We start from the raw sequence: 22466 nt of genomic DNA, 5'->3' as shown, positions 1-22466 counted from the left end.
ACTTTGGAAAAGCCCTGAAACAAAAGTTTCAGGGTTTTTTATGTCTTAGAATGTCTATTTAATCCAATTGAGGCTGAGGTTACATCTAAAAATCAATATAATAATTACTTCTTTTTCTTATTCCAATACTCGTTAATTACCGATTTCCTACCAATTGTTTTTGTGATGATATCTTTCTCTAAATCCCATCCGCGCGCAGGAGAATATTGCCTTCCATACCAAATCATTTGGAGGTGAAGTTTATTCCATAAATCTTTAGGAAATAACCGCTTCGCATCTTTTTCAGTTTGCACTACATTTTTGCCGTTAGAAAAGCCCCAGCGATACATTAGTCTGTGTATATGTGTATCTACAGGAAACGCTGGAATATTAAACGCTTGGCTAACCACAACACTAGCAGTTTTATGTCCTACGGCTGGGAAAGTTTTTAAGATTTCAATATCTGCCGGAACCACCCCGTTGTGTTTTTCTATCAATATCTGAGAAAGACCGTGTATTCCTTTTGATTTCATAGGAGATAACCCTACGGGTTTAATTATTTCTCTAATTTCCTCAACAGAGAGTTTAACCATATCGTACGGATTATCGGCAATTTCAAACAGCAAGGGTGTGATTTGATTAACTCTTACATCTGTGCTTTGCGCCGATAGCAGTATCGCGATTAATAATGTGTACGGGTCCTTGTGATCTAGCGGTACAGGTATTTGTGGATAAAGGTTGTTTAACGTATCTATAACGAATTCAACCTTTTCTTTCTTTGTCATTTTAAGTACTTTTATGCAAAAATAAGGATAATGAAAACATTACAAGCCGGCGATAAGGCGCCAAATTTTAAAGTTAACGATCAAAGTGGAAACCCTATATCGTCAGAGGATTATAAAGGTAAAAAATGGGTGGTTTTTTTCTATCCAAAAGCAAGTACACCTGGTTGTACGGCAGAGGTTTGCAATTTGAGAGATAATTATCAAGCCCTACAAGATCAAGGTTACGAGCTTTTAGGAGTGAGTGCCGATAGTGAAAAGCGACAAACAAATTTTAAAGAAAAGTACAAATTACCATTTCCTCTATTGGCCGATGAAAATAAAGAGGTGCTTAATGGATTTGGGGTTTGGGGGCCAAAAAAGTTTATGGGGAGAGAATACGATGGCATTCACCGCAAAACTTTTATAATTAATGAAGATGGTATAATAGAGCGCGTAATCGATAAAGTAAAGACTAAGGATCACGCAGCTCAAATCCTTGAAGATTAATTAATCTTTTATTTCCTCGGGATGGGGATTATAGTTAAATAATCTCTTTTTCTTAATGGTTTCAGAGACACCGGCTGGTAACATTTGTTCCCAGCCGTCTTTGTTTTCTTCAATCATCTGTAATACTTCTCTTGAAAAAATATCCATGTGTTCTGGATTGTAGTCTTTAATATCTACAACTTTTCCGTTGTATTTAAAGAATTTGTACAATTCCTTCATCCGTGGATGAACTTTAAGGTTTTCGCTATTTATATACTCCCCAGTTTCAGAATCTTTCATTGGATATAAATAAACCTTAAGGTCTTTAAAGAATAATTTTCCAAAAGCTTCAAGAATTCCCCCGCTTAAATGACGATAGTATTTCTCATCAAAAATATCAATCAAATTACTTACGCCCATCGCTAGACCCATTCGCAATTTGGTATAACGCGCAAAATATTCAACCAACTTGTAGTATTCTTGAAAGTTTGAAATCATTACTGTATGGCCTAACGAACAAAGTAGTTTTGCTCTATCCATAAAGTCTTCTTCATCAATCTCGCCATCGGCACGTAAATTAGAGAGTGTGATTTCAAAAATCACCTCTGTCTTATTCTTATCAACTCTGTTTTCATTTAAAAACATTTCATAAGAATGCTTAAACATATCTATGTTTACCTTGGTTACAGGTCTAAAACTTCCACGTAGGGCTAAAATATTTTTCTTATAAAGAATTTTAGCGGGTAACACGTTATTTCCACTAGCATCGAACATAACAGCATCGGTCATCCCATTTTTAATAAGCTGTAGGCTCATCAACCTATTATCTACATTTTCAAAACGTGGACCGTAAAAGTTAATCGTATCTATTTCAATTTTATCTTGATCGATGTGATCGTATAAATAACGTAAAAGTTTATTAGGCTCATCGTATTTGTAATACGCGCCGTAAATAAGGTTTACTCCTAATTTTCCTAAAGTTACTTGTTGCAATTGTGCATCATTTTCGTGAAAACGAATATGAAGTGTGATTTCATTATAAGGTTCGGAAGGGTCTATTTGAAATCGAAGACCTAACCAACCATGGCCTTTATATTTTTTAGCAAAATCTATAGTTGCAACCGTGTTTGCAAAAGCAAAGAAAAGTCTATTGGGATGTTTTACACGATCGATTCGTTCTTCAATAAGATCGAATTCGTGTGTAAGCATTTTTTGTAGTCTAGACTCTGTAACGTATCTACCGTCTTCCTCAACACCATAAATAGCATCGCTAAAATCTTTGTCGTATGCCGACATTGTTTTAGCTACAGTTCCCGATGCACCTCCAGCTCTAAAAAAGTTTCGAACAGTTTCTTGTCCAGCACCAATTTCAGCGAAAGTGCCATAAATATTTTCATTAAGGTTTATTCTTAAAGCTTTGCTTCTAATGGATGGTATGTTCTCAAACTCCTTATCTCCTAGTATGGATTCCGGCATAGTACGTTCTATTTATTCTTATTAACAAAGGTAGCAATTACAATAGGTAAACAAAAAAAATACTATTATTTTTGCGGGAATGAAATCTAAAATCACGGTTACATTTTTAGGAACTGGAACATCTCAGGGAATCCCTGTAATTGGGAGTAAACACGAGGTTTGTTTAAGTAAAGATCCCAAGGATAAACGCTTAAGAGTTTCTGCGTTACTATCTTGGGATGATTATAATTTTGTAATTGATTGTGGGCCCGATTTCAGATATCAAATGCTACGAGAAAACGTTTCCAAATTAGATGGTATTCTCATCACTCACGAACACAGTGACCATACTGCAGGCTTAGATGATATTCGCCCATTTAATTTTAGACAAGGCACTATGCCTTTTTATGCAGATAAACGTGTTTTTAAATCGCTTCGGGAACGATTCGCATATATCTTTACAACCGAAAATAAATATCCAGGTGCTCCAAGTATTGAAGCAATTGAAATAGATAAGAATACACCTTTTACTATAGGAGGAAAAAAAGTTATTCCTATTGAAGCCATGCACGATAAGCTTCCAGTTTTAGGATTTCGCGTTGAAGATTTTACATACTTAACCGATGTAAAAACGATATCCGACGAAGAAATTGAAAAAGTGATGGGAACTAAGGTTCTGGTAGTAAATGCGCTACGTGAAGAGCCTCACTATTCGCATTTTAATGTAACGGAAGCACTCGAGTTTGTTGAAAAAATAAAACCAGAAAAAACGTATTTTACACATATTAGTCATATAATGGGTTTTCATGAAGTAGTAGAAAAGAAACTTCCTAAAAACGTTCATTTGGCTTACGATACACTAAAGATTAATATATAATTACATGAGAAAGAATATTTATTTGTACTTGTTTCTATTTGTTCTACTGTTGATTCTTTTTCAGTATATGAATCAGAAGAAAATTTTTGAAAGGCAAGAAAACAAAATCGAAGAACTTAGAGAAAGAGCAAACAAAGCTGAAGATTCTTTAGAAGTACTTAGTCTTGAAAACCACAATTTGAATTACTTCACCTTGCAAGGAAATGAAAATGCAATGACCTATTTAGAAAGGTTAGGGTATGAAGCTGCGGATGTAGAGACTATGATTTCTGAGAAAATCTACGATTTCAATCTACAGAAAGGAAGTAACCCATTGGTGCCTTTTGAAGGAATGAATGGTGATATGAAGATCAATAAAGTAAAATTCTTAAACCATAAATGGATTCAAGCCGACTTTACAGATGGTAAATTTTGGGGTGAGATGATTTTAGAATATTACTTTAAAGAAAACGGCGATCTAGACCTTACCCCAATAGCATCTTTTCTATATCAGAATTAATTTTGAGAAACAAGAGCCAGGAGCCAGGAGCCAAGAGCCAAGAGCCAGGAGCCAAGAGCCAGGAGCCAAGAGCCTAGAATCGAGACTAAATATCTAGCGTCTCTTATTAATTGTGAATTCATAATGCAGAATCATGAAAGATGCTTTACGATTTTGGGATTTGACACTTGAAATTTATCCCTTCACTACAAATTAAAAACTATTAGCTAATCTCTCACCACTAGAACCAAAAGCCAAGACTTAACGTCTAGCATCTAGCCTCTAACCTCCAACTTCTCAACTCACCTTTTCTAACCAAGTTTTGAAATCGTGGAAGTTTTGTGGGGCTACACCGTGGCCAACAGGATATTCTGAATAAGCACAGTTTATATTTAAGTTTTTTAGAAATGGCTCTGTTTTTCTAGCCCATTGAACGGGGATAACCTGATCTACGCTTCCGTGAGAAGTATAGATGTTTAAATGACTGAAATCGTTGTTTTTATAGCCTTCTTTTAATATTTCTTCGTTGATATATCCGCTTAGTCCAATAACATTTTTCACTTTTTCTGGATAGCTTAAAGCTACAGCAAAACTTAAAATTGTTCCCTGGCTAAAACCAAGTAGAGTTACATTATTTTCATCGACGTTGTATTTTTCAACTACACTATCGATACATTTTGCTACTAATTCTCTCGAGCTAATGGCTTGTACGTCATCACTAAACTTACCTTGGTCGTTATCAAAATAAATATTGTACCAAGCATTTCCGTACGGCTCAAGCTTTATAGGTGCTTTTAAAGAGATGATAGCATATTTTTCTGGAAGCTCAGAAGCGAAGGAGAATAAGTCGTTTTCATCACTTCCAAATCCGTGTAGCATAATAATTACTGGCGCTTTTCCCGAAGTATTTTTAGCGGCTCTATAATTGTGTTCTAAAAGTAAAGTTTGTTTTTCCATAAGTTACAAAAATAAGCAAGACCTTTCAATCTGAAAGTACTTCAGAAGAAAAGGTCTGTTTAAATATTTTTTAAATAATTTAGATTCCTTTAAACCATTCTTGAAATTGTTCACCTAGTAGCGGTACTGGTTTCATTTCACCTTGTACAGCACTAACTAATCCTAGAATCCACAGTACTAAAACTCCAATATTCACTATGGAGGAAAGAATCCATAAATCTAGAAAACCAGAAATTATTGCAAACACCACACCCACACACATAATTCCTAACGATTGGCGAACGTGAAAAGTTCCCAACGGGGTTTTATTACCGTTGTTCATTATAAGTGCAATAATCCAGCCTATTAAAGTGATATATGAGATAATTGCAACTGTTTTACCATCATCTGAAGCTTTTTCCATAGTATTAAAATTTAATTATAAATTTATGATAAGCTAAAGATAACCAATAGTTTCAATTTAAGAAGGTAAACCATTGTTGAAATTTCTCACTTAAAATAGGGATTCCCTTTTTTTGATTTTTATAAGCCATAATCCAACTGAAAATCCAAAGTATAAAGGTTACAAACCATATAATATCACCAGTTTTTGTGTCTATTCGCGATTGTATAACCAGGGATGTTATAAATAGCAATACCAAGCCGAACATGTTTTTTATATGCCAAGTAGGAAATTTGTGATTTTCATCGCGATTTATAAAATAAGCAATTATAAATCCTACAAAGGGAGCATAGGCAATCATAGCAGTTGATTTGCCTGGAGGAGAAGTCTTCATTATTTATTTAAAATTAACTGGTTATTTGAATAAATCCCGTAAGCTTTTCCTTTGAGTTTTTGTCCTAATAGTGCTGCATTTTTGGAAGTTGAAAGTATATTTTCTTCAGAAAACACCCAATGATCATCCGGATTAAACAATGTAATGGAAGCGGTATTGCCTTCTTCTATAGTTTCTGATGCTATTTTAAATTCATCTTTTAAGCCTGTAAGTTTCTTCACAGAATCTTCAACTCCTAAAACTGAATTTATTGCGCCAAAACAAGATTCCAGGCCTATACTTCCAAAGAAAGCGTGGTCGAATTCTACATTCTTGTGCTCTATGTCTATTGGATTATGGTCACTTGTAATAGCGTCAATAGTTCCGTCTTTTAAACCTTTAATTAATGCTTTAGTATCTTCATTTGTTCGAAGAGGAGGAAGTAGTTTAAAATTTGTGTCAAACTCTTCCAAAACATCATCGGTTAATATTATATTGAAAATACTTACGCTACAGCTTACATTTAGGCCTTTTTTCTTGGCTGCTCTAATTAGTTCTACCGATTTCTTTGTAGAAATTGTCGGGATGTGAAGTTTTCCACCTGTGTATTCTAATAGATACAAGTCACGAATAACCTGAAGCTCTTCAGAAAGGGCAGGAATACCTTTTAAACCAAGTTTAGTACTATTTTCTTCTTCGTTGACCACCCCATTTTTAGCCACCGATTTATCAAATGGAAATGACTGTACTAGTCCGTCAAAATTTTGTGTATACTGCAATGCAATTTTAAGCAAATTGGCATTAGAAATAGGATTTTTATAATCGTAGAAAGCTACTGCACCTTCATTTTGCATATCGTACAATTCGGCTAAATCTACTCCTTTACTGCCGGATGTAAGTGCGCCAATAGGATAGAGGTTAACGGCATTTCCTTCGCCTTTACTTTTTAGAAACTTTATATGTCCTTTACTGTCTGTTACAGGAAAAGAATTGGCGTTAACGGCTACACTTGTAAAACCACTATATGCTGCAGTTTTTAATCCGTTTTCAACGTTTTCGCGCTCTTCAAAGCCTGGCTCTCCAAAAGAAACGCTGCTATCAAACCAACCTTGTGAAATATGAAGATTTTTCAATGAAACTTCCTTAACCTTTTCCGAAGAAGGAATTTTAGCAGCAATTCTTGAAATTTTACCATTCTCTAATAATACATCGCGTTTCTTTAAGTGATGCTTACTAGCTTCATCAATAATGGTTGCGGATTTAAGTAGTATCTTCATATATTAAGATTAATTTCTTTTTCTCTCTATTTGACAAACTTTAAGATTAACATTTCAAAAAGTAAAAAAAGCAGTGCAAAAATAGCAAACCATTTCCAAAAACTGTTGATTGAATTTGCATCTGTTAGCGATTCGAAGAGATTGACTATAGCGCTATATACATTTACACCATTCCATTCGTCTGGATTTAAATAGAGTAGTTCACTTTCGCTTCGACTATAATTATAGCTTATGTTTTCTAAAATTTCGTTTTCCTTTACAATTTGATAGTTTCCAGCATTTGTAGGTTCTTCAGTGGTAGTGATTAAAACATAATTAGCTTTTGTTTGCTGCAATGGAATAAACTGACTTATACTATCTTTTATTTTTAAAATTTCGTTTTGTCCTAGATTTACAGGCACTGCAACTGAATTCTGTTCACCAATAGTATAATAGAGGTGTGGCAGGGGTAAACTTTGTAAAGCCATATTGTAGATCGTTGGTACTATTAATGGCGAGTTTTGAAAATTTGAATTCTCCTTGTTTATTGCTGAAGTAAATAAATACGTCTTGTTTTTTTGAAGTAAAAATGGTTGGTTATCCTCAAACCTTATCGCAGGGGTGGCATTGGTTGAAATAGTATAAAATGAACTAACCTTAGGATATTGAAAATTTGTTACTTCTTTTTCAAATACATCTTTAAATAAGGGGTGGGAAAAAACAATGTTTGTAATTTTTTTCTCTTGTGAATTTACTGTGGAGATACTTCCTAATCCAAGGCTGAATAGATGATTGTTATAACTGTTAATATCGGCTTCAGGATTAGGAATTATAAGAATACTACCTCCATTATCGCTAAACGATTTTAAAGCAGTACTTAATGAAGCTGGAATCTCTTCTAATTCGTTTAAAATTATAAAACTCTGATTAGGAATTTCGTTGTAATTAAGTGTTTTAAACGTTTGTTGTGTAAATTGGAATTCTTCTTTTTCGAACAAGCGTTTTAAGAAATTGCCGTTCGCTTCATTAATGGCTAAAACTTTAATTTTTTCTGGTTTGTTGATATTGAAGTACAGTGTGTTGTCAAAAGTTAAATTAGGGTCGGTAACCTGAAACTTTCCAGTAAACTCTTCTGAATTATCTATGTCGAAAGTAACGGTGCCATTTTTGCTATTTGAGAAATCAACTGCTGTTTTTGCAACCAATTTATTATTATCGTACAGCGAAATTGGAGCCTCCGAAAAATCATCTCCAGATTTTGAAACTTTAACCTGTAACTGGATAATAAAAGCATTTTTTGAAGTGATATAAACACTGTCAATTGCTATATTCGAGTGTTTTACAGGTTTTAATTGTACTGCATCTACAATTATGTCGTTTGAAATAGGAGGAAAAGCTTCTTGTTGTTGAAAATCTGAAATATAGATCAATCTTTTAACAACATCTTTCTCATTTGAAAAGAGCTGATTTGCCTTCAGCAATACTTGAGAGGCAGTGAGTTGATTTTGCGAGTATGTTACAGAAAGAATTTCGTTTTTAAAGTCTTGAACTGAAGAGTTCTTTTGTTGCGTATTATTGGTAAACCAGCTTAGATTTTCAATTGTTGCAGAATTCTCAAACAAGTCTTGTAAAGCGCGTTCAAGCAGGGGGCCTTGACTTCCTTTTGCTTGCATGCTAAACGAATTGTCTATATAAATTACCGTTTCTTTTTCGTTTTTTAAAGCCGTATTGGAAGCTGTAAAAGGTTGTGCGAAGGCAAAAATAAGTGCAGCCATTGCCAATAGACGCATTAAAAGTGTTAGCCATTTTTTTAGCTGCGAACTTTTACGCGTTTGTATGTTTATTTTTTTTAGAAAAGCAACATTGGTAAACGCTACTTTTTGAAATCGCCGAAGTTGAAAAAGATGAATAAATATCGGTATCAGCAGCAAGAAAAGGGCGTAAAGAATTTCTGGGTGTTTAAACTGCATTCCTAAAATTATAAATTCAAAGATAGAAAACGGAACTTAATAACGAGTAGATTACCAGCCTAAAACCATTTAATTTTCCTTTAGTTGTTTAGGAGTCTTCTTTTTCATTTTTTTAATATAAAATTTAAAAGTTGTTCCTTTTCCTTTTTCTGAGGTAACCTCGATATCACCCCCTAATTTATTTACTAATTTTTTGACCGTAGAAAGGCCAATTCCGTTCCCTTTTTTACCATATCGGTCTAATTCGCCAACAGTTTCAAAAAGGTTGAAGATGCTTTTAAGCTTTTCTTTTTCAATGCCTACACCATTATCGGTGACTGTAAAATAATAATAACCTCTTTCTTTCCAACAATTGATATCAATTACTATGGTTTCTTTATCGTTGTATTTTAAACTATTGGTGATTAAATTTAATGTAATCTGTTCTAAGGCAGCTCTATTGGCCTTCATTTCGATATTTTCTTCAGGAAGATTTATTTCACAGTCATAATTAATATTAAGAAGTTCGATAATATCTTCTAAAAGGTCCTGGCTGTCAAAAATTTCCTCGCTTAAAGATGCTGTTTTATCACTCTCGTAATGTTCAAGCATTCCTGTAATGTATTCACTTAAAGTAAAAGAAGATTGCTTTATATATTCCAAATATTGCTTGCCTTGGTCGTCGAGATATTGGCCGTATTTACTACGAAGCATATCTGAGGTGATTATCATATTGGCTAGTGGCATTTTCATGTCGTGAGAAACCATTCCTGCGAAGTTTTTAAGTTCTTCGTTTTTCTCCTTCAATTCATTTTGAATAACCATCAATTCTCTATTTCGTTTTTTAGCTTCAAAGAGATTAACCACCTGAAATGCTAATGCGATTAGCGCCTTTTTCTGTTTGGAAGTAAGTTTGCGAGGTTTAGTGTCGAAAACACACAATGTACCTAATGGGTACCCATCGGAGTTTACAAGACGAACGCCAGCATAAAAAATAGCATTCATTTCGGTAACTAGCGGATTATCTACAAATCGAGGGTCTTTTCTTGCGTCTTCAACTATAAAAATACAAGATTCATCTAATATGGCGTGGCCACAAAAAGAGGTGCTTCTTGGGCTTTCATTAAAGGGAATCCCGTAATGCGATTTCAAAAAGTTTCTGTCGGATTCTACCAAAGTAACCAAGGAAATAGGCACATCACAAACAGTAGCAGTAACTAATGTAAGGTTGTCGAAGTCTCTTTCAGGTAACGTGTCTAATAAATCATAAGACCGCACTGCTTCAAGACGTTGTTCTTCATCAATAGGAATTCGAGGTTCTATCAAGACGTTGTGTACTTTGTTAGAAATATCAAATAAATGACATTTTTTAATTAAACGTAAATATACAATTTTTCATATTAATATATCAATAAAAGACAAGGCTTAGCGAAGGGTTAAATGGATATCAAAATTGTTCAAAAACCCCTAAGCCAAATAAAGCGAAATCGTATTTAACAGGATCATTTGGATCTAATTTTCTTAAGGAAGTATCCAATTCAGCCAAAGCTTTAGCGTCATTTTGTTTGCGCTTTAAGAGTTTTAATTTTCTGGCAACATTGCCGCTATGCACGTCTAACGGACAAGAAAGCTGAGAAGGGGAAATGGAGTTCCAAATTCCAAAATCTACACCGGCATTGTCTTTTCTTACCATCCAACGTAAGAACATATTTATTCGTTTGGCGGCAGAATTTTTTAAAGGGTCGCTTACGTGCTTTTGCGTACGCGGAAGATGTGGAAGTTCAAAAAACACTTTCTTGAACTGATGTATAGCAGTTTGCACAGAATCTTCTTCCGAATATTTTGCAAAAACACGCTCCAATCCGCCGTGGTTGTTATAAATGTTTTGAAGTGATTTTAAAAAGTAGAACAAATCGTCGCTATTAAAAGTGCGATGTACAAATCCGTCAAGCTTTTCTGAATCGTCTTCATTTAGATTCATTATGAAGTCGTAAGGCGAATTGCCCATAATATCCATTAAACGATGCCCGTTATTAATGATGCTCTTTCTGTTTCCCCAAGCTATAGTAGCAACTAAAAACCCTGCAATTTCAATATCTTCTTTTAACGTAAATAAATGCGGAATTTGTATGGGGTCACTTTCAATAAAATCTGGGTTATTGTAGAGAATAACTTTTTCGTCGAGAAATTCTTTAAGCTGCGCCTTATTCATTGATATACTTTATTGCGTATAATTTTAAGTAAGTATTACTCCGTCTTGCATTACCAATTTTCTATCGGCCATATTAGCAAGCTCTTCGTTATGAGTAACAATTACAAATGTCTGTCCAAATTCATCTCTTAATTTAAAGAATAAGTTGTGAAGGTTTTCTGCGCTTTCGGTATCTAAATTTCCACTAGGTTCATCCGCTAAAATTATAGCAGGATTATTTATTAAAGCTCTTGCTACCGCTACACGTTGTTGTTCTCCACCAGAAAGTTCATTCGGCTTGTGATCTTCACGGTGCGAAAGCCCTAAGAAAGAAAGTAATTCTTTAGCTCTTTTTATTGCCTCAGCTTTGGGTGTGTTTTTTATAAAGGCAGGAATACATACATTTTCTATAGCGGTAAACTCAGGAAGTAACTGATGAAATTGAAAGATAAACCCTAAATTTTCATTGCGAAACTTAGCTAATTTTTTCCCAGAAAGTGAACCTATATCCACACCGTTTATATCTAATTTACTTTGTGATTTATCAAAAGCATCTAAAGTACCTAAAATCTGTAGTAATGTAGTTTTGCCTGCACCTGAAGCACCTACAATTGATACAATTTCACTTTTTTTAATATGAAGATTAACTCCTTTTAAAACGTGTAAATTGTCGTAGTATTTATGAATGTTTTGAGCTTTAATCATCGCAAAATTTTAAAATGTGAAAGTACTATTTATGAAGCTATAATACAATCTCATTGGGAATATTGTTTTTATTCGGACATATGTGTTTATTTTTGATTTTCAATAATTAAACATATAATAAATGGCCACCTATAGATATTTTGAAGAATATGATCAACCTGTAACCGACGATTTGATTGAGGATTACAGTAAAATTTTAACTTCAATAGGAGAAGATGTTAACCGTGAAGGAATTGTAAAAACCCCTGAACGCGCTGCTAAAGCAATTCAGTTTTTAACGTCGGGTAACCATCAAGATCCTGCTGAAATTTTAAAAAGTGCAATGTTTGCAGAATCATATCACGATATGGTAATAATAAAGGATATTGAACTTTATTCTTTATGTGAACATCATATTCTGCCTTTTTTCGGGAAAGCACATATAGCTTACATTCCTGATGGACATATTGTCGGTTTGAGTAAAATTCCAAGAGTGGTAGATGTTTTTGCACGAAGACTTCAAGTTCAGGAGAGGTTAACTCATGATATCTTAGAATGTATCAACAACACCTTAAAACCTAAAGGAGTTGCTGTGGTTATTGAAGCTTCACACATGTGTATGATGATGAGAGGAGTACAAAAGCAGAATAGTGTAACTACTACTTCTGGTTTTAGAGGCCAATTTGAAGCTATTGAAACTCGAAACGAATTCCTAAAACTGATAAGTCACGATCTTTCATAAAGTAATTAAAAGGTTAACTAGCTTATAAAGAAGTATTTTGGCGTTTGAGTAATATTTTGGAATGTTTTTTGTTTTAGATATAGAAACAAAAATTACTTATAATGAAAGACGAAAAATATAAACTTCTCCGCCAAGGAATACTTTATGATTTAATAGGGATGTCAACCATGGCTATTCCTGTGGTAGGTCCATTTTTGGATATGATCTGGGCACCGTTGGCTGCCAAGCAAATGTCTAAAATGTATAAAGGTAATGAAGGTAAATTAGCTTCTGTTGTTGTGTTCTTGGAAGAAATTCTACCATTTACCGATATAGTTCCAACATTTACACTTATGTGGTTGTATACTTTTGTATGGAAAAAGCAACCAGCACCACAAACTATCGAAATTAGAGTTGATGAATAATTAATGTAGTTAGAGCGCAGTTGAAATTATACATTTCATAGCTATTGCGCTCTAACTACATCTTTTTAAATTCTATATTTCTACTTTCAGTTTTATATTCACACTTCTTCCTATATCTAAAATTCCGTCTGGCTTAAATCTAGATAGGTGCGAAATGTACTCTTTGTCGGTTAAATTTGTACCGTTTACAGCCAATTTTAGCATGACATTATTGAGTTTAAAACTACTCTCAATACCAGCACTTAATAGTGAATATCCACCAGTTCTTGTTTCAAAATCTCCTGTGTTTTTCTGGTCTAAAGTATTTTTTAGAGTTATAAACACCGAACTTGATTTTCTAGATTTTCCATCTTGAAATTCTACTCTAAAGGTATTTCGAAGTGAATTTGCCGGAATGAGTGGTAGGTAATTATCATTCTTTAATTTCCCTGTTACGGTCTCAAAGCTGCTCTCAAAGTGAAGCCAATCTAATGGATGTGGGTGCAAGTGAAATCCGAATTCTCCACCATATAACGAAGCGTTATCTTGTAAGTAGTCGTAAACAGGAGTGTCATCAATAACTTCATCAGTAGGAGAAATAAAGATATAATCGTTTACAGCATTGTAGAATCCATTTGCAAAAATTTCGATGTGCTCATTTCTATATTCTATGGCAAGGTCTGTTTGAAAGTTTTGTTCACTGTTTAAATTGTGATTTCCTCTTTCAAATCTATTTGTCCCTTCATGTACACCGTTTGACGTTAATTCGGCTAAGTTTGGCGCGCGGAATCCACTAGCAAGGTTTAACCGAGCTGAAATTTTTTCGAATAAATTTATCTTCGCCCCAAGTGCCGCAGCGAAACTATTGAAATTTTTATCTAAAGCAGGAATGAAATCTTCTTCTAAAGGATTTCGCGCAGCGTCACTGTCAATTTTTCTTGAATCAAATCGAATTCCAGCTTGTATGTCAATTTGGTCTAAGTGAAAGTGAGTTGTAGCGAAAACACCGATATCAGTAGTTTTTGCATCTGGAATTAAAATTTCTTCACCCTCATTTTTGTTGTTTTGAAACATCCCTTGTAAACCAACAATAGTTTCAAAGTTGCCTAATTCTGGAAGGTGGTATTTTACATCGTAATTAAATGTACTTAACTTTAATCTTAATGCCGCAGTCGATTGATCATCTTCAAACTCTCTACGGTCGTTAAACAAGTATCCTGCTTTTACATCTAAACTAGAGTTGTTGAAGAAAATAGTATTGTCTAAACTTACAATATGGTTATCTACTTCTTGAAAAGGCAATTCTAAATCTTTTGATTGTGTTTGCTCTCCGATTTCTTCAGGGATTCCGATGTTGGAACGGTTGTAGTTATATCTAACAGTAGATTTAAATTTACTCCCTAAATACTGTAATCCAGTTTTGAAATCCTTTTCGTTAAAACGAGAGTTTGTAACGCGATAATCTGTGCCTGTTTTATAATCGCTAAATGAAGAGTACGAGCCACGAGCTAAAAAGCTTAGTTTTTCACCAGAAGTTTTTACTCCTAAGTTTGTAGAAGTTCCTAAGGTATTTGAGAAATAAGTACTGTTTAAATCTCCGTGTGTTTCTCCAGATCGTGCAAATCTTTCAGGATTTAGGTATAGAACACCCCCTAAGGCATCGCTTCCGTATAAAAGTGAGGCAGGGCCTTTAATTACTTCAACACTCTCAATTCCTGCTTCATTAATTCCGAGTCCGTGCTCATCCCCGAATTGTTGGTTTTCTAAGCGAACGCCTTGTGTATAAGTAAGAACTCGATTGGAGCTCAAACCGCGAATAACGGGTTTTCCAATTCCTACACCAGTAGAAATTACATCAACTCCCGCTATGTTTTTTATGCCTTCTGCAAGAGTTACAGCGCCTGAAGCATTTAATGATTCGGTAGATACACGTTCTACTTTCATCACATTTTCACTTTGTAATTTGTGGAAAGGTGTAGAGATGATTACCTCTTCCATTTCAACAGCACTTTCTTCTAGCTGAATAGCTTTCGTAATGGTTTTACCTTTTGTAAATAGTATTTTCTTCGAGACAGTAGCATACCCCAATGCCGAATAAACTACGTTATAGTTTCCGTCAGGTATATTATTTACGATATAATTGCCATCAAAATCCGAGGTAGTCCCTTTTTCGAGTTGTGGGATATACACAGTGGCTAATAAAGGTTCGTTTGAGTTTTTTGATATAATTGTTCCAGTTAAGGAGTTTTGTGAGTTTGCTGCTGTGTATAGCATAAGAGCAGCAACAAAAAATAAAATATTTTTCATTTCTTAAAAATAGTTGGGGATAAGGTTTATTAACTGCTCCAGCTATCTATACTCTAAAAAGCATAAATATTTGTCAAGAGCAGATAATAGCCTTCCTTGAATTTAAAATTGATTTAATAAAAGTGTGTAACTAGGTAATTAAGAGTGTAGAGGAGGACCTCTTAGGTAGTACGCAGCGTACTCGCCTTCAATTTTAGGAAGAATATATAAAGTTTCCGTGTTTTGGAAACTGTGAATAGTTACAACCTCAGGTAATTCTTGAGGATTAAAATTAAAGATTGAAAAGTGAAAATCAAATATCGAACAGTCTAGTTGCTTTTCGTGAATATGTGACGATACATCTGTACATACTTCGTGCTTATGACCTTCGAAACTGTGCGCAAATTGAATTGCAGCAGGAAGCATCAAAGCAATCGAGAAGATTGTTGCTGTAAGAAATTGCGTTATTTGATTCTTAAAAAAACTCATTCCTTAATTAAAAATCCGAGACCTAAGTTGCGAAGCATTTTCTTTTCAAATGTCCAAAAGAAATTAAACTGACCAAAAATCCAACCAAAGAACACTAAAAGCACTTGGTAGATAGGGAATATAATTAATATTCTAAACGGCCAATATACATACCAACCCATTTCCTTTGAAATTCCAAAAAACTCAGTGACAGGTGCAGCTAGTTTTGCGGCAGAACTTCCGGTAATGGCAAAAACTAAAAAAATTATATATAGTTGGGTGTTGGATTCAACATTCCAACGTTCTTTAAGCTTTTTCAATTTCTTCCTCCTATAAATTTCTGATTGTATTTCTGCTGAAAATAAACGAAGTAGTTATACAGTAAATAGTTTACTTCATACCCATAATCTACTGCTGTATCGTAATTTATTTGTTCAGTGTATAGATTTCTAGAATAATTTTGAGGTTGTAAAACGCGACTGTTATATTCTGAAACAAAAAGTCTGTTTTTTGATTCTAAAAAAGATTGTCCGTAATGCCCTGGTTTTGGTTGTGAAATAAGCCAAGAGTCGAAACCAGGCTCAATAATCATTATTTCGTATTCCAAACTATCGTTAGCAATACGTATTGTATCACTCTCAGTAGTATCCGTAGAAGAGTTGTCAATTGCTTTGTTTCCAGTTCCACAACTTAAAATTGCGAGCGAAAAAGCAAATATGAGTAATAGGTTTTTCATAGAATTATGATTTTTGCAAAGTTAATCATTGTAAAACAAAGCTAAAGGGATTTAACTATGATTTAAAAAAAATACCGTAACTTATTAGAAAGCACGGTATTTTTAATAGTTATAAAATCTAATTTATTTTCCGAAGAAACCACCTAAAATATTGCCTAAGCCCCCTTTTTTCTGACTTCCACCACCAAGAACCATTCCTGCAATATCATCAATAACACTTCCGTCGTTATTTCCATCGAGTAACGATTCTATCATAGATTGTTGTTGAGATTGTCCACTTCCGCCGCCCATTAGGCCACCTAGTAAGTCTCCAATTCCAGAATTTGAATTTACATTTTGTTGCTGCTTTTGCTTTCCTAAATAACCTAATAAAATAGGTGCTGCAACCTGTAAAATTTGCATCACAGAACTGGAATCTAAACCTGATTTTTGTGATAAAGCGTGTACGGCAGTGTCTTTAGACCCTCCTAATACATGGCCTAAAATTCCGTCGCCATCTTTTTTTACTTCTTCATTTACACCACCGCTAAATAGACTTCCTAAATTATCTAGAATACTTCCGTCGTGCTTGTTGTTTAAAGCATTCATTAAACTTGCTGCACCGCCTTCGGTATTTGCATTGCGTTTCATAGCACCCATTAGTATTGGCATTGCCATTGCAACTACCGATGCTGTTTTATCTTCTGGTTGGTGTGTTTCTTTACTAATGCCTCCTACAATTTGTTTTCCGAGGTCACTATTCAATAAATCTAAAATTCCTGACATGATCTTTTTTTAAAATTTGGTTATTTACAAATGATTAATTCAAGTAAAGTTAAGTAAAAATAGACTGGTATTATAAAAACAGAGCTTACTTCATTGATTTTTAAGTGATGTTTAACTTATTTCTTCAATATCGAAATAATTCGATTTGCGAGCTCTATTCCAATTCTATCTTGCGCTTCATTTGTAGCCGCACCAATATGTGGGGTAAGTGAAATTTTTTCGTTCATAAGAACTTTAATTGAAGGAGTAGGTTCGTTTTCAAAAACATCTAAAGCTGCGAAGGATACTTTATCATCTTCTAAAGCGTCTAAAAGGGCGTTTTCATCAAGTATCCCTCCACGTGAAGCATTTATAATTCCTACACCATCTTTCATTTTTGCTATTTCATTCTTCCCGATTAAATATTCTGATTGAGAAGGTACGTGTAAGCTGATGAAATCACTGTTTTTTAATAATTTATCAATTGGAGCGGTTTTAATTTTTAGGGTTACTTCTTGACCGTCGTAAAATTCTAAAGTTATATCGGCTTCTCCAACTTCATAATCGCTTGCAATAACTTTCATCCCACACCCTAAAGCTATTTTTGCAACCTGACGACCAATCCTTCCAAAACCAATAATACCAAGGGTTTTGTTGCGCAGTTCTCTCCCTCCTGCATAATTCTTTTTCATTTCTTTAAACCTGCTGTCGCCGTCTAAAGGCATGTTTCTATTAGAGTCGTGTAGATACCTTACTCCTCCAAATAGATGGGCAAAAACAAGTTCGGCAACAGAGCCAGATGATGCTTCTGGAGTGTTTATTACAGCTAGACTGTTTTTAAGAGCATAATCAACATCAATATTATCCATGCCCACACCACCGCGACCTATAATTTTTAGAGACGGGCAATTGTCTATTAAATTCTTTCTAACCTTAGTTGCACTTCGAACTAAAAGCACGTCAATTTTATGTTCATTAATGTAGTTTTGGAGCTGTTCTTGAGCTACGTGTACTTTTAAGACTTCAAAACCTTCTGCTTCTAAAATTTTTATTCCGCTTTGTGATATTCCGTCGTTCGCTAATATTTTCATTTAAATATATTACTGGGTTTATAATCGTTAATTCCTCTGTTCACTCTAGAATTAGGCGTGCTTTTCAAAATCCTTCATTACCTCGACCAATAGCTCTACGCTTTCTAATGGCATGGCGTTGTACATGGATGCTCGATACCCCCCAACACTTCGATGTCCGTTAATACCGCTTATTCCAGCTTCTTGAATTAGGCTATCAAAGGAGTCTTTTAATTCTGGTTTCTTAATATTAAAAGTGGCATTCATTTTAGAGCGATCTTCCTTGTTGACCACAAACCCATCAAATAATGGATTTCGATCTATTTCTTGATAAAGGATTTTAGCTTTTTGATTATTCACTTTCTCAATTGCCGAAATGCCTCCTAAATCTTTTAACCACTGTAGCGTTAACATTGATACATAAACTGGAAAAACAGCAGGGGTGTTAAACATACTGTCTTTTTCAATATGCATTTTGTAGTTAAGCATTGATGGTATAGCTCGAGAAACTTTACCTAGAATGTCTTCCTTTATAATAACCAAAGTAGTTCCTGAAGGCCCCATATTTTTTTGGGCTCCCGCATAGATTAAACTAAATTTTGAAAAATCTAACTGACGAGAAAAGATATCACTACTCATATCGCATACTAAAGGCGCATTAGTTTCGGGGAAACTTTGCAATTGTGTACCAAAGATGGTGTTGTTACTTGTACAGTGAAAATAATCTACATCTGAAGGTATGCTGTAGTTTTTCGGGATAAAATTGAAATTCTCATTTTTTGAACTAGCTACTTCAACTACTTCTCCTAAAACCTTTGCCTCTTTTATAGCTTTATCACTCCAAGTTCCTGTATTTAAGTAAGCAGCTTTGTTTTCTAAGAGATTGTATGCCGTCATTAGAAACTGAAGACTTGCACCACCGTGTAGAAATAAGGCTTTATATCCCTTTTCTTGTAGTCCGAGGTGTTCTAAGGCTAGATTTCGGGCGGTTTCCATAACTTCCACAAAATCTTTACTCCTATGCGATATTTCTAATATTGAAAGACCTAAATCATTAAAATTTAAGACAGCTTCAGAAGCTTTTTGAAAAACGGGTTGTGGTAAAATACACGGACCTGCACTAAAGTTATGTTTCTTCATTTAATTAGTAAATTTGAGATAGTAAATATAGGGTTGTAAAACATTCAAAATAAATCTATTGAATGTGTTTTGCCTAAACTACATTTACTAAAAGCTTATAATGCAAAAGTGCAAAATACAACCCTAAAAATGTTGTATCTACTTGAAATTTATTCAGATAATTTCAATAAAAAATCGATTGTATCCACACCATCTGCATAATCCCATAATTCAGGATTTTGAGCCTTTCCAAATGGAATTTCGTTTGGTAATCCTGCTTTAGTAACCACGCATTGAATATTATCTGCTTCAGTTTCTAGTATTTTTTTCACAGCGTACTTTGAAGTGTATTTTTCAAAGAAAAGTACTGAGATAGGAGAGGAGAAGCCTGAATCTTCTTTTAATAACATAAACTCATTGTCCAGCAGTGGAAAGCTGTCCATTAAATAAACAGCTTTGTTGTAGTCGTAATTATTTATGTATTTGTGATTATGGATTATTTCTTTCCAGCTATACATTCCTTTAAAAAATGGCTCGAAATCATAGTCTTCTGGAATGTATATTTTTGAAACATTCCGGCAACCAAGTCCGAAATATCTAAATACATCATCAGCGAGGTTCTTTAGATCTTCTTCTGTTTCTTCTCCAGTTAATACAGCAACTGAATTTCTGTTTTTACGAATAATATTAGGATACTTTCCGAAGTAGTAATCAAAATACCTAGCGGTGTTATTGCTTCCTGTTGCGATTACAGCATCAAATGTCGTTAATCGTTCGTCAGTAAATTCAATATAATTTTTAAATCTAGGTTCGATTGAAATTAAAATTTGCCCAATGAAAGGCAGAAGCGTTTTGTCGTTTGATGAAAGTTTAGCTAATGCTTTATTTCCTGTAATTAATACTGAAAGGAAATCGTGAAACCCTACAAGTGGAACATTTCCAGCCATAATAATAGCAACGGTTTTTGGTTCCACCGATTCTATTTTATAATTAGAAATCCATTGTTGTAAGTTTTCTTCGGAAAGAGCATTGCCCCAACTATTAAGTGCAAAGTGTATATTTTCCTGAGTAAACCAACCGTTTTCGGCTTCAGCTCTTTTTAGAATACTTTCAATATTAAGGTTGTTTATTTCTGGACGCTCTTGTGTAGATTCAATGTTTATTTCTCTAAGAAACTTACCTAAAGCTGTAAAAGCGTTAATTCTATCTTTTAATTGCATACTTAGTTTGGAGTTGCCCTTAATAGGCGTTAAATTTGCACAAAGTTAAAAAAAGTAAATACCATGGCAATTATAATAACAGATGAATGTATAAACTGCGGTGCGTGCGAACCAGAATGCCCTAATACAGCTATTTACGAAGGAGCAGACGATTGGCGTTATGCCGATGGTACTGATCTAGATGGTGATGTAGTACTGCCAAACGGTAAACAGGTTAATGCAAATGAAACCCAAGAACCAGTTAGCGACGAGATATATTACATAGTTCCAGATAAATGTACCGAATGTAAAGGTTTCCACGATGAGCCGCAATGTGCTGCTGTTTGTCCTGTAGATTGCTGTATTCCTGACGACGATCACGTAGAAAGTGAAGAGGAACTATTGGCAAAACAAGCGTTTATGCATAAAGAGTAAAATTTCTTGATTCTAAATGAAAAAGCAACCCAATAGGTTGCTTTTTTTGTTTATTTAAAATTGTGTTCTTCCAGATAAATTAGAATTGAGATAATCTATATAAAGAAAAATGCCCTTTAAATTATGTTTTAAAGGGCATCTTTAAGAATTGAGGAGTTATTTTCTATTTATCCTGTTGTTGGATATTTACTGAATTACTCTTCATTGGCTTTATACCACCAGTTTCATTTAATCGATAGATTACAGAAACTACCGCATCTTTATCGGTATCGTATTTCTCTACAACAAAATCACCATCATCATTAAAATATCCGAAAGATGATTTCCCGTTTTGAGACATGATGTAGTATCCATTCTTTGAAGTAGGCTTGATAATAGCATACTCTTCGTGAGTTGCATTGTCTTTAACAGTCATCATTCTGTAACCATCCTTATCTCGCTGATTTATGAATTTAAATCTATTTCCTTCATAACCGTAATTAACTTCAGTGTTAATTGTTGCAGGTTGAACTACCATTTCTTGATTCGTTCTATTGGCATCTTTTTCAGATAATGAAATTGCCTGCTTTTGAGTTTTAGTTACAGCTTTAGTTGAAACATCTACACCTTTTTCGCTTTTAACTGCGGTTTTAGTAGTAATAGTTTCCTGTTTTTTGTTCTTATTGTCTTGAGCAAAAACTGTAGTAAATGCTGCTAACGCTATAATTGTTAATACTTTTTTCATAATGGTTGTTTGTTATTTGTATTGATTTATTCAAAAGTACAATCATAAAATGTTAAAAAAACCTAAAACATTGATAATCATTTCACAATCTTGACGAAAACCGACTTTTGGGAATACTATTTTAAACTATCCTTACCATGAGTACCATAAATTGGAAATTATATAAGTTGTTTTATAAGGTGCTGCCTAATTACTTTTTTTTAGCTTAGACATTCTTTTTGGTCTTGCTTCAAGTTTAGCTCTTCTTTCGGCTAATTCCTTTTCTTTTTGTAATTGAATTTGTTCCAATTCTTTTCTCTTTTGTGCAGCTAACTCTTTCTGTTGTCTAATAGAAGCTTCTAGCTTTTCCTCTTGTTTTCTTTTATTCTCAAGGATTAGCAATTCATTTTTCTCGTCGGTACTCAATTCATCTGTAAGTAATTTATTGTCGCGATTTTTTTTACTTTCAATTCTAAACTCCTGATTAGTTTGATTGTCGTCACTCACAATTACGGCGCCGCTTTCAGTATCCGTTTCTTTAACTTCTTTTACTTCAACTTCACTTCCTTTTTTAGTAACTACACGTTTAATTGTTGACTCCTGTTTTACTGTCTTGTTTTCTTGAGCTTGAACTCCAGCAAGTGTTAGAATGGCTAAAGCAAGACTCATTACTGCGTTTTTCATAGTATTGGTATTAAAGGTTATTGAGTAAAATTAAATGAATAGTTGCTGATATAGGCTATAAGTTTA

General features: G+C 34.1%; 26 protein-coding genes. 6 read left to right on the top strand and 20 right to left on the bottom strand.

What is annotated here, in order from left to right; translation table 11 throughout:
- Nucleotides 1-104 precede the first annotated feature (104 nt).
- Nucleotides 105-764 carry an endonuclease III domain-containing protein gene (locus K8344_RS05375; protein ID WP_237607504.1) on the bottom strand — a complete coding sequence of 220 codons (660 nt, stop codon included), beginning with the start codon at nt 762-764 and terminating at the stop codon, nt 105-107.
- A gap of 30 nt (nt 765-794) precedes the next feature.
- On the opposite strand from K8344_RS05375, the gene bcp reads away from it, so the two are divergent.
- Nucleotides 795-1250 (top strand): thioredoxin-dependent thiol peroxidase, encoded by a 456-nt coding sequence (bcp, locus tag K8344_RS05370; protein ID WP_237607502.1) that lies wholly within the window; start codon nt 795-797, stop codon nt 1248-1250.
- Here the strand turns inward: bcp and K8344_RS05365 are convergent, their stop codons facing one another.
- Entirely contained in the window at nt 1251-2705 is a 1455-nt protein-coding gene (locus tag K8344_RS05365; protein ID WP_237607495.1) for a TonB-dependent receptor, read from the bottom strand.
- Nucleotides 2706-2784: 79 nt separating this feature from the next.
- On the opposite strand from K8344_RS05365, the gene K8344_RS05360 reads away from it, so the two are divergent.
- Together K8344_RS05360 and K8344_RS05355 are read left to right on the top strand one after the other, a co-directional pair.
- Nucleotides 2785-3561 (top strand): MBL fold metallo-hydrolase, encoded by a 777-nt coding sequence (locus tag K8344_RS05360; protein ID WP_237607493.1) that lies wholly within the window; start codon nt 2785-2787, stop codon nt 3559-3561.
- A 4-nt stretch (nt 3562-3565) separates the two neighbouring features.
- Entirely contained in the window at nt 3566-4060 is a 495-nt protein-coding gene (locus tag K8344_RS05355; RefSeq protein ID WP_237607491.1) for a hydrolase, read from the top strand.
- Between the two features lie 276 nt (nt 4061-4336).
- Here K8344_RS05355 and K8344_RS05350 read toward each other — a convergent pair whose 3' ends face one another.
- The 8 genes from K8344_RS05350 to K8344_RS05315 form a co-directional block, all read right to left on the bottom strand.
- Complete coding sequence (locus K8344_RS05350; RefSeq protein ID WP_237607489.1) at nt 4337-4996, bottom strand: alpha/beta hydrolase; 660 nt, start codon at nt 4994-4996, stop codon at nt 4337-4339.
- 79 nt (nt 4997-5075) lie between these two features.
- A complete protein-coding gene (locus K8344_RS05345) occupies nt 5076-5399 on the bottom strand; it encodes a DUF4870 domain-containing protein (RefSeq protein ID WP_139854853.1) in 324 nt (107 codons plus the stop codon).
- 52 nt (nt 5400-5451) lie between these two features.
- A complete protein-coding gene (locus tag K8344_RS05340) occupies nt 5452-5772 on the bottom strand; it encodes a hypothetical protein (RefSeq protein WP_237607481.1) in 321 nt (106 codons plus the stop codon).
- Nucleotides 5772-7028: a dihydroorotase gene (locus K8344_RS05335; RefSeq protein WP_237607473.1), complete on the bottom strand. Its 1257-nt coding sequence runs from the start codon at nt 7026-7028 to the stop codon at nt 5772-5774. The genes K8344_RS05340 and K8344_RS05335 overlap by 1 nt, the downstream gene beginning before the upstream one ends.
- A 26-nt stretch (nt 7029-7054) precedes the next feature.
- On the bottom strand, nt 7055-8977 hold the full coding sequence (locus K8344_RS05330) for a BatA domain-containing protein (RefSeq protein WP_237607467.1): 1923 nt from the start codon (nt 8975-8977) through the stop codon (nt 7055-7057).
- Between the two features lie 69 nt (nt 8978-9046).
- Complete coding sequence (locus tag K8344_RS05325; protein ID WP_237607459.1) at nt 9047-10282, bottom strand: sensor histidine kinase; 1236 nt, start codon at nt 10280-10282, stop codon at nt 9047-9049.
- Nucleotides 10283-10403: 121 nt separating this feature from the next.
- The gene (locus K8344_RS05320; protein ID WP_237607458.1) at nt 10404-11168 is read right to left on the bottom strand and encodes a TIGR02757 family protein; all 765 of its coding nucleotides are present in this window, start codon (nt 11166-11168) and stop codon (nt 10404-10406) included.
- Between the two features lie 24 nt (nt 11169-11192).
- Nucleotides 11193-11852 (bottom strand): ABC transporter ATP-binding protein, encoded by a 660-nt coding sequence (locus tag K8344_RS05315; RefSeq protein WP_139854847.1) that lies wholly within the window; start codon nt 11850-11852, stop codon nt 11193-11195.
- Nucleotides 11853-11973: 121 nt separating this feature from the next.
- On the opposite strand from K8344_RS05315, the gene folE reads away from it, so the two are divergent.
- Together folE and K8344_RS05305 are read left to right on the top strand one after the other, a co-directional pair.
- A complete protein-coding gene (gene folE / locus K8344_RS05310) occupies nt 11974-12573 on the top strand; it encodes a GTP cyclohydrolase I FolE (RefSeq protein WP_165148229.1) in 600 nt (199 codons plus the stop codon).
- Nucleotides 12574-12674: 101 nt separating this feature from the next.
- The gene (locus K8344_RS05305) at nt 12675-12977 is read left to right on the top strand and encodes a hypothetical protein (protein WP_139854845.1); all 303 of its coding nucleotides are present in this window, start codon (nt 12675-12677) and stop codon (nt 12975-12977) included.
- A 72-nt stretch (nt 12978-13049) separates the two neighbouring features.
- Here the strand turns inward: K8344_RS05305 and K8344_RS05300 are convergent, their stop codons facing one another.
- The 8 genes from K8344_RS05300 to K8344_RS05265 form a co-directional block, all read right to left on the bottom strand.
- Nucleotides 13050-15263: a TonB-dependent receptor gene (locus K8344_RS05300; RefSeq protein WP_237607449.1), complete on the bottom strand. Its 2214-nt coding sequence runs from the start codon at nt 15261-15263 to the stop codon at nt 13050-13052.
- Between the two features lie 138 nt (nt 15264-15401).
- Nucleotides 15402-15731 carry a hypothetical protein gene (locus K8344_RS05295; protein WP_139854843.1) on the bottom strand — a complete coding sequence of 110 codons (330 nt, stop codon included), beginning with the start codon at nt 15729-15731 and terminating at the stop codon, nt 15402-15404.
- The gene (locus K8344_RS05290; RefSeq protein WP_165148221.1) at nt 15728-16030 is read right to left on the bottom strand and encodes a DUF6787 family protein; all 303 of its coding nucleotides are present in this window, start codon (nt 16028-16030) and stop codon (nt 15728-15730) included. The genes K8344_RS05295 and K8344_RS05290 overlap by 4 nt, the downstream gene beginning before the upstream one ends.
- A complete protein-coding gene (locus tag K8344_RS05285; protein ID WP_139854841.1) occupies nt 16027-16446 on the bottom strand; it encodes a DUF6146 family protein in 420 nt (139 codons plus the stop codon). The genes K8344_RS05290 and K8344_RS05285 overlap by 4 nt, the downstream gene beginning before the upstream one ends.
- Before the next feature lie 123 nt (nt 16447-16569).
- Nucleotides 16570-17211 carry a DUF937 domain-containing protein gene (locus K8344_RS05280; RefSeq protein ID WP_139854840.1) on the bottom strand — a complete coding sequence of 214 codons (642 nt, stop codon included), beginning with the start codon at nt 17209-17211 and terminating at the stop codon, nt 16570-16572.
- Between the two features lie 116 nt (nt 17212-17327).
- On the bottom strand, nt 17328-18281 hold the full coding sequence (locus K8344_RS05275; protein ID WP_237607440.1) for a D-2-hydroxyacid dehydrogenase: 954 nt from the start codon (nt 18279-18281) through the stop codon (nt 17328-17330).
- Nucleotides 18282-18332: 51 nt separating this feature from the next.
- Nucleotides 18333-19400 carry a 3-phosphoserine/phosphohydroxythreonine transaminase gene (gene serC / locus K8344_RS05270; protein ID WP_237607439.1) on the bottom strand — a complete coding sequence of 356 codons (1068 nt, stop codon included), beginning with the start codon at nt 19398-19400 and terminating at the stop codon, nt 18333-18335.
- A 149-nt stretch (nt 19401-19549) separates the two neighbouring features.
- Nucleotides 19550-20599: an acyl-CoA reductase gene (locus K8344_RS05265; RefSeq protein ID WP_139854837.1), complete on the bottom strand. Its 1050-nt coding sequence runs from the start codon at nt 20597-20599 to the stop codon at nt 19550-19552.
- A 63-nt stretch (nt 20600-20662) separates the two neighbouring features.
- Here K8344_RS05265 and K8344_RS05260 point away from each other — a divergent pair, with 63 nt between their 5' ends.
- Complete coding sequence (locus K8344_RS05260) at nt 20663-21013, top strand: 4Fe-4S dicluster domain-containing protein (protein ID WP_139854836.1); 351 nt, start codon at nt 20663-20665, stop codon at nt 21011-21013.
- 163 nt (nt 21014-21176) lie between these two features.
- On the opposite strand, the gene K8344_RS05255 is transcribed toward K8344_RS05260, so the two are convergent.
- Complete coding sequence (locus K8344_RS05255) at nt 21177-21737, bottom strand: hypothetical protein (protein ID WP_139854835.1); 561 nt, start codon at nt 21735-21737, stop codon at nt 21177-21179.
- Between the two features lie 186 nt (nt 21738-21923).
- Nucleotides 21924-22400 (bottom strand): hypothetical protein, encoded by a 477-nt coding sequence (locus K8344_RS05250; RefSeq protein ID WP_139854834.1) that lies wholly within the window; start codon nt 22398-22400, stop codon nt 21924-21926.
- Between the last annotated feature and the right edge of the window lie 66 nt (nt 22401-22466).

The sequence above is a fragment of the Aequorivita xiaoshiensis genome (assembly GCF_022008395.1).
GTDB lineage: Bacteria > Bacteroidota > Bacteroidia > Flavobacteriales > Flavobacteriaceae > Aequorivita > Aequorivita xiaoshiensis.
The sequence above is the reverse complement of the archived record's forward strand: the minus strand, read 5'-3'. Positions and strand labels throughout refer to the sequence as shown.